Origin of the sequence: Pseudomonas frederiksbergensis (genome assembly GCF_017114915.1) — a bacterium.
GTDB lineage: Bacteria > Pseudomonadota > Gammaproteobacteria > Pseudomonadales > Pseudomonadaceae > Aquipseudomonas > Aquipseudomonas frederiksbergensis_I.
Genome location: NZ_JAAUOE010000077.1, coordinates 1 through 7,030, shown reverse-complemented (window position 1 = coordinate 7,030; position 7,030 = coordinate 1). Strand labels below are relative to the sequence as shown.

General features: G+C 59.2%; 7 protein-coding genes. 1 reads left to right on the top strand and 6 read right to left on the bottom strand.

Translation table 11 applies throughout. The annotated features are described in order from the left end of the window. Positions 1-1,053, top strand: a 1,053-nt coding sequence (locus HCU66_RS26405) for an undecaprenyl-phosphate glucose phosphotransferase (RefSeq protein ID WP_205891315.1), incomplete at its 5' end; no start/stop codon positions are given. A 549-nt stretch (positions 1,054-1,602) separates the two neighbouring features. Here the strand turns inward: HCU66_RS26405 and HCU66_RS26400 are convergent. The 6 genes from HCU66_RS26400 to HCU66_RS26375 form a co-directional block, all read right to left on the bottom strand. Then, entirely contained in the window at positions 1,603-1,968 is a 366-nt protein-coding gene (locus HCU66_RS26400; RefSeq protein ID WP_205891314.1) for a VanZ family protein, read from the bottom strand. After that, a complete protein-coding gene (locus HCU66_RS26395; protein WP_205891313.1) occupies positions 1,965-4,067 on the bottom strand; it encodes a YjbH domain-containing protein in 2,103 nt (700 codons plus the stop codon). The genes HCU66_RS26400 and HCU66_RS26395 overlap by 4 nt, the downstream gene beginning before the upstream one ends. Further along, positions 4,064-4,831: a capsule biosynthesis GfcC family protein gene (locus tag HCU66_RS26390; RefSeq protein WP_205891312.1), complete on the bottom strand. Its 768-nt coding sequence runs from the start codon at positions 4,829-4,831 to the stop codon at positions 4,064-4,066. The genes HCU66_RS26395 and HCU66_RS26390 overlap by 4 nt, the downstream gene beginning before the upstream one ends. Next, entirely contained in the window at positions 4,828-5,487 is a 660-nt protein-coding gene (locus HCU66_RS26385; RefSeq protein WP_338136472.1) for a YjbF family lipoprotein, read from the bottom strand. The genes HCU66_RS26390 and HCU66_RS26385 overlap by 4 nt, the downstream gene beginning before the upstream one ends. A 14-nt stretch (positions 5,488-5,501) precedes the next feature. Then, positions 5,502-6,614, bottom strand: a complete 1,113-nt coding sequence (locus tag HCU66_RS26380) for a polysaccharide biosynthesis/export family protein (protein WP_205891311.1) — start codon at positions 6,612-6,614, stop codon at positions 5,502-5,504. 88 nt (positions 6,615-6,702) lie between these two features. Beyond that, entirely contained in the window at positions 6,703-6,981 is a 279-nt protein-coding gene (locus tag HCU66_RS26375; protein WP_205891310.1) for a hypothetical protein, read from the bottom strand. Positions 6,982-7,030: the final 49 nt, after the last annotated feature.

Here is a 7,030-nt window from a genome sequence, read left to right as displayed (position 1 = left end):
GTGGCAGGTTATTGCGTGCAGGCCTTGCTGTACCTGCCTCTGCACACTTTTTCCAGGCACTACCATCGGCAATTGCACAGCCAATACAACACCCTGATCATCGGCACCGACCAACTGGCGGTGAATCTGGCGGACAAACTGGCCAATACCGAGTTTCCGCCGCTGGTCGGCCTGATCAGCTCAAAACCCAACGAGTTGTCGACCAACGTCAATGCCCACAGAATCGTGGGCCAGTTGCAGGAGCTGCGCGAGCTGATCCGGGTGCACGATGTCCGGCGGTTGTACATCGCGCTGCCCTTGAGCGAAGCCAAACAGGTCGAAGCACTGTATATCGACCTTCTCGACTCCAATGTCGATGTGGTCTGGGTTCCCGATCTGGGCAGCATGACGTTGCTCAATCACTCCGTCAGCGAACTCGATGGCCTGCCCGCCATTCACCTTAATGAAAGCCCGCTGACCAGTTACCCGACAGCGGCGCTGAGCAAGACCCTGCTGGACAGGGGCCTCGCCGCCCTGGCGCTGATCGCCTTCAGCCCGCTGCTTCTGGTGATTGCCGTCGCGGTGAAGATGTCTTCCCCTGGCCCGATCATCTTCAAACAGGAGCGCCACGGCTGGAATGGCAAGATCATCAAGGTCTGGAAGTTCCGCTCCATGCGCCTGCACCAGGATCACCAGGTGCGCCAGGCCGGCCGTGAAGACCCGCGCATTACCCCGGTCGGCCGTTTCATACGACGCACATCCATCGATGAACTGCCGCAGTTCTTCAATGTGCTGCAAGGCCACATGGCACTGGTCGGCCCGCGACCACACGCGATCGCCCATAATGACTACTACACGGGCAAGATCCAGGCCTACATGGCCCGTCATCGAATCAAACCGGGCATCACCGGGCTGGCCCAAATCAGCGGCTGCCGTGGCGAAACCGAGACCCTCGACAAAATGCAAAAGCGCGTGGAGATCGACCTCAACTACATCAACAACTGGTCGTTGTGGCTCGATATCAAGATCCTGATCAAGACGCCCTTTACGCTTTTTTCCAAGGATATCTATTAACCCCTGCGATTTGCCCCCCGCCTGTTCTTCAGCTTGTAGCTAACAAGGCCACAATCCGGGCAGTCAGATCTCTGACTGCCCGGAGCCTCCCCCCGCCTCCACCGCCTTATCCCATTCACACTCTTTTTTGTAGCAACTGCCGAAATCTGCGTTCGCCTGTAGCAGCTGTCGAGCTTGCGAGGCTGCGAGGCTGCGTTCGGCTGCGCAGCAGTCGTGAATCCGGTTGACGCGGTTTGCCTGATGCNCCCATTCACACTCTTTTTTGTAGCAACTGCCGAAATCTGCGTTCGCCTGTAGCAGCTGTCGAGCTTGCGAGGCTGCGAGGCTGCGTTCGGCTGCGCAGCAGTCGTGAATCCGGTTGACGCGGTTTGCCTGATGCATCGCAAGCTCTGGCTTGACGACTGCTGCGCAGCCGAACGCAGCCTCGCAGGCTCGGCAGCTGCTACACATGCGTCGGATGGAGTGGTAAGAGAGGTGTTACTGGAGGGGGATGTAGCGAGGATCAACAGTGACAGGATGCCAGGTGACGGCGAGGTGCTTAACGCCTTTTCAGCTTCGGCGTACCCAGCACCTGGCGACCAACAACCCCATCAACACGCCGATGCAATTAGCCAGCATGTCGTAGGGTGAAGCCGTGCGCAGCGGCATCAAACCTTGCGCAAGCTCAATGAGTACACCGGTGAGCAAACACCCCAAGGCGATCCAGCGTAACTTCACATTGGGAAAGGCCAGGCGGCAGCTGAACGCGAAAACCAGAAAGCCGATCCAGTGATGGATCTTGTCTTCTTCGGCAAACAGCTCCGGGATTGGCTGAGAGCGCAGACCCGCGAACAGCAGAATCACGGTCACTGCGATAAAGACCAGACCCCGAAGCCAGAATGGCAACTCGACCAGCCCTTTGAGCCACGTGATCATTCGGTAATTTTCTCGAAGTTGTTGTAGAACAGGTCGCTGTCACGTCCGTCCGTCATGGTCTGTAGCGAGTAGGCACGGCTCAGGCGTGCACCACCATCGCGAGTCAGTGGCGCCCAGATGATGTTGGCCCGACGCATGGTGGAGGTGCTCATCAACTCGTCGAACGGGATGGACACGTAGATCCCTTTGTCGAAGCTGCCCTCGCCATACTCCTCCTTCGAGGCGCTGGTCAGGGTGACCCAGGCGCCAAACTTCACACCGTTCTTGAACACCCGAGACAAGTCGACGGTGGTGCCCCAGTCCCGTGCCAGATAACGCCCAACGCTGACCGCTGCAAGCATGTCATTGGGCAACTCAGTATAGCTGGTGACATGGCCCGTCACGGTCTGGTAATCACGCAGACCGAAGCCCTGATCATAATCACGCTGACGCACAAAGTTCAGGTCAGCACCCACCGACCAGCGCTTCCCCGTGGGTCGATACAGCACTTCACTGCCGACCCCGGCATACATGGATTCCAGATAGCCGCCGTAGACCATGCCATACAGGTTCTGATCCAGCTGCGCCGCATGGTTGAACTGGAACGTCGGCATCGTCACATCGGAGGTGGTCAGGTATTGGCGCAGATCGGTGCGCACTCGCGGCAGCCCGCTCGGCGCGTCGTAGGTGAATTTGTCGTAGTTGTTCACCAGGTTGGCGCTGAGCAAGCCACTCCACCAGGTATTGCGGGTGAAACGGTACTCCGCGTCGGCATCGGCGGTGAACTGATAGAGCAGGCCGTCAGGGCCACCGATGTTCTGTTTGTAGCCCAGGCCCAAGCCATAGCTGAACGGCTCCAGCGCCTGGGTGTAGAGCGTGGTTTCCCGGTGCGCAGTCGCCGGATTGACCTCGGTCGTGCGGTGCAGATCTTTCAGCGGCTGGTCGTTGTTCACGACCGCGCGGAAGGTTTCCCGCGGCACGCTGGTTTCCTCGATGGACATGTCATAACGCTGGTTCACCAGGGTGAACCAGTCAATGTCCTGATTGACGCTGTTATCGAGAATCCGGCTGGCTCGCCCAACAGCCTTGGCCGAATAAAAATAGCGGGACTGCTCGCCATACACCATCAGCTCCGAACCGCGCTGGGTGATGCGTTTGACCTTATAGCCGGCATTTTCCTGCAGCCGGTTGGAGACATCGGCCCAGTTGACCCGGTCGGCCGGGGTCGACGGTGCCTGCGCCGGCAGCGGCTCGGCGGGAGGGTCATAGGTCTTGACCGGTGCCTTGCGGCTGACAAAGTTGGTGTGCAAGGTGATGCCGAACATCGCCGTATTGCCGCGCTCCCAGCCGGCGCTCAGATCGATGCTGTCGGCCAGTTTGTAGACCACGCCGAAGTTGATCGGCAGGTCCTGCTTGATCGAGTTGTCCAGTGGCTCGTTCTTGTAGTCGTTGCCCTCGTACTCGAGCTTCAGGCTCAGCGGTGCCCACGGCGTTTGATAGGCAATGCCGCCAAACAACGAAGGGTGGCCCCTGAAGTAGGCGTTGGCATTCACGTCCCCTGCCCTGGCCACAGCCGCCGTGCTTTCTGGCCGGTCGTTGAACTTGCTGCCGAAGACTGCCAGCGGGTTGCTAAAATCCCCTCGATTACCCAAATAACCCCAGGCGATGCCGAGGCTGAAATCCAGGTTGCCATAACGCTTGTTGGCGACGAAATATTCGCTGGAAAACAGCCCGGTACCGCCAATGTCCCGGGCGCCGATGGCAACCTGCGGCGCCCAGCGACTTTCTTCCCAAAGCCGCGCCTTGAAGTCGATGGCCTTGTCCTTGAAGCTCTGGTCGCCGCTAAAATCCTCGGGACCGTAGTTGCGGTTGGTGATCGCAGTGTAACGAAACGAGCCCTCCAGCCAATCGAATGGTTGCAAGGAAAAACTGTAGCGCGAGTAAGGATCGGTACGACTCGCGGTGGCGCTCAATTCACCTGCGGGGGCCATGCGCGCGGTGGGGGTCTGTAACAGACCGACGCCACCAAAATCACTCTGGGTGTAACGCGGCTCACCATGAGCCAATCCACAGGGCAGGAGCAATGCAGCAGCAAAACGTAACTTAAAGGGGCACTTCAAGGGGCCACCTCAGCCAAAGGTTGAGTGGCGAGAAACTCGGCCAGTTGTTGGTTGAGCTCAGGGGTCGGCACCTCAAGGTCATCGCTGCGGATCGGCACCAGGATCCTGCTGCCGGGAGCCGCCACAACGCCGTCCTCACGATTCCATGCCGCCACGCCCACGCGCCGCACCTGACCGTCGGGTTGGATCAGCCACAGATAATCGCCCTCGGCCTCGCTGAGGAGAGTGCAATCCCGGGCGTAGGCACGCACCTCCTGCAGGGCGCGGTAAGGCACCTGACAGGGCTGCGCGACCGCCCCAAGAATTTCCACGGTGGATGGGCGCGCCGGGTAAATCAGACGGTCGCCATCATCCAGCAACGCGTTGCGGGCGAACCCCACCTCCACAGCGATCGGATCAAGCACCGCAACCTGGCGTCCAGTGACCGGCAGCCGCTCGACCTGCTCATACAGGCGCGCACTCAAGTCCGCTCGTGTGTTCTTGCCATCGAGCAAGGCACCCCGCTGCACCAGTTTCAGATCGAACAGAACACCCGCCTTCAACCGCGCTTGTTTATCCTCCAATGAACGGTGCAGCCACGCCGCGCCCAGCCAATAACTTTCGGCGTTGGGTTGGGATTGGCCAATGACGTCCAGCAAACGCGCACCGGGTTTGACGTCGATGGGGCCGGGGCTGCGCACATCACCACTGACCGTGACAGCCGCCTGGCCTACACCCGGACCGATCAACAGCAGGCCAAGCAAGAAAAGGTTCGAACACTTCACCGGGCAGCTCCCCGATCAGGGCGTAACTGCACGATTTTCAGAAACAGCTGCGGCGTCAGATGCTGCTCGCTGCGCAGGATGAAACCGTCCTGGGGGTCGACCCAGTAGCGGTTGGTGGCGTGGAAATTCAGGGTGGGTGCATCCACCTGCTCGTCAATGCGCAGCAAGGCGTAATCCTTGTCCAGAATGCTGATGGTCTCGATGCCGTGGCGGCTGAAACGGCTGTTGACGGCAATACCGATTCGGTTGCCGTCGTAGATGTCGATCCAGCGCGTGCTGGTGTAACCGTCGGGCACATGCTGAAGGCCGCGCTTGAAGGGCGACTCTTCATTGAAGCGAGTGCCATCCAGAGAAACGCCCAGCCCGACAGTGCGCACCACCAGACCGTCACGCATCATCAGCACTTGCTTGCCGGAAGCGACCCAGAATTCCAGATCGCCCCGCCGACGGGCCCTGGCCATCACCCCCTCGCTGGAGATGGTGGTGACCAGGATCTGCGGATAAGGCACAGCGTCGACCTGGGCGCGGGTCAAATGGATGGAGGCAGGCCCCGCGACGGAGGCTTCGAGGGTGTCCCAAGAGGCCTTCGTCAACGGGTTACACCCGCACAGCAAGAGCGCTATCGTCAGACAGGCGCAGGTAGGCAAAATTTTCACGGCGGGATAGAGCCTTATCTGCTGTTAACTTCGCTGACGTTATTAACAGCGTTGGCGCCGGTGCCGAGGACTGCGGCCGTAGGCAGAAGCTGGCTGATCAAACGGTTCCAGCGCGTCACACCCGCCGGGCCGACATAGACGATGTCTTGCGGCTGCAAATCGAAACGGGTGGCCAGCACCAGGGCCGAAGGGGATTCGGCATCGAGCTGGAACACTTTGGCCGGTTCGGTTTCCAGATTGTCCGCGCCGCGAATCACGTACACCGCGTTGCCATTGGAGGTGGTCTGGTTCAAGCCACCCACCGTGCCCAGAGCATCGGTCAGGTTGATCGATTTGCTCTTGAAGCTCAGCGCGCGAGGCTGGTTGACCTCACCCATGACATAGATTCGCTTTTGGTCGTTATAAGGCAAGTACAACCGGTCGCCACCCTTGAGGTAGACGCCCTGCAGCTGTGAGTCCTGGCGATTGAGGGTATCCAGATCCAGCTTGTATTCGCGCCCGTCACGGGTCAACGTCAGGCCTGACAGGTCTGCGTTCAACGGGTCCACCCCGGCCACGCCAATGGCCTCCACCACACTCAATGGGTTGGTGGTGATCGGTTGCTGACCGGCTTTGAGCACCGCACCGGAAATCACCACGGTCTGGCTGGCGAAACGCAAAACACTGACGTCGACCTGAGGACTTTCGACAAACTGCGACAAGCGCTCGGCGATAAAGGCTCGCAACTCTTCGATGGTTTTACCGGCGGCCGGAATATTACCAATGTAGGGATAAAACAGCGTGCCGTCCGGGCGCACCAGACGACCGTTGGCATCGAGTTGCTGTTGCGGGCCAGAAGGCGCCGTCAACTCGGGATGATCCCAGACCGTGATAAACAACAGGTCATTGGCGCCCACGCGATAACCGCCAGGCACATAGGACGTCAATATCGAAGGGACCGATTCGCGAACTTGCGTGGCGGCGTCCATGGCAATCAATTTAGGCGTGATGGGAATAAGCTCCACCCGGCTACTCTCCGGAGAGCCGTCACTGACCATCTGACTGGTGTCCATGTGTTGACCAGGCGAAAACATACAGCCGTGCAAGCTGATACTTGCCAGCATAACAACAGATAATCTACGGATCATAAATGGCACTACGCTAGTCGAGGGCAAATCTAAAACAAGATCACCCAGAGAACTCTGAGTGATCTTGAACAACACACTTCGCGGGGTATTAGTTGGTACCGGTCGTACCGCCAGTGCCGGTGGTACCACCCGTGCCAGAGTTACCGCCATTGGAATTGCCACCGGAGTTTGAAGCCGCCACTGCAGCGCCGGCGATAGCCGCGCCGATTAACACAGTTTCGGCGACAGTCACGTCCCCGACCAGCGGGGTGTTCAAGGACAGCGGCTCGCTCACTGCTTCGCTCGCCGGTTTATTGGTGGGTTCATCCGCTGCCAATGCCGCGGTGCTCATGACAGCCAGCAAGCTGGCCGTAAGTAGCTTCTTCATATCAGACTCCTTCTCGACATCAAACTTTCATTAGATTTGATACTAAGGG

What these genes read in the sequence shown, in the direction of transcription:
- HCU66_RS26375 (WP_205891310.1), bottom strand. Translation starts at nt 6,981, where the DNA reads ATGAAGAAGCTACTTACGGCCAGCTTGCTGGCTGTCATGAGCACCGCG.
- HCU66_RS26380 (WP_205891311.1), bottom strand. Translation starts at nt 6,614, where the DNA reads ATGATCCGTAGATTATCTGTTGTTATGCTGGCAAGTATCAGCTTGCAC.
- HCU66_RS26400 (WP_205891314.1), bottom strand. Translation starts at nt 1,968, where the DNA reads ATGATCACGTGGCTCAAAGGGCTGGTCGAGTTGCCATTCTGGCTTCGG.